Annotated in this window: 1 protein-coding gene; it reads left to right on the forward strand. The window is 36.5% G+C overall.

All coding sequences use genetic code 11. The features are described from left to right. On the forward strand, positions 1 to 307 hold a 307-nt coding region (locus tag A9E74_RS13940; RefSeq protein ID WP_141696850.1), incomplete at both ends, for a PAS domain-containing protein.

Here is a 307-nt window from a genome sequence, read left to right on the forward strand (position 1 = left end):
AAATTACTCAAAGCCGAGTTGGCTGAAATTCGGTATCAATATAACGAACTTGAAAGTCTCATTGATTCCATTGATGCTTCTGTCGCCACTATACGATTTAGCCCAGATGGAATCGTTGAAGCCGTCAACGATAACTTCTTAGCGGTTATTGGTTATGATAAATCAGAAGTTATTGGTCAACATCATAAAATTTTCTGTGATTCCGATTATGTAAAGTCTTCTGAATATAAAGGATTTTGGGAAGATCTACGTCAGGGTAAGAAAAAACGGGCACGTTTAAACGTATTACTAAAACTAAAAACGCGCT

The sequence above is a fragment of the Methylophaga muralis genome, from assembly GCF_001720165.1.
Lineage (GTDB): Bacteria > Pseudomonadota > Gammaproteobacteria > Nitrosococcales > Methylophagaceae > Methylophaga > Methylophaga muralis.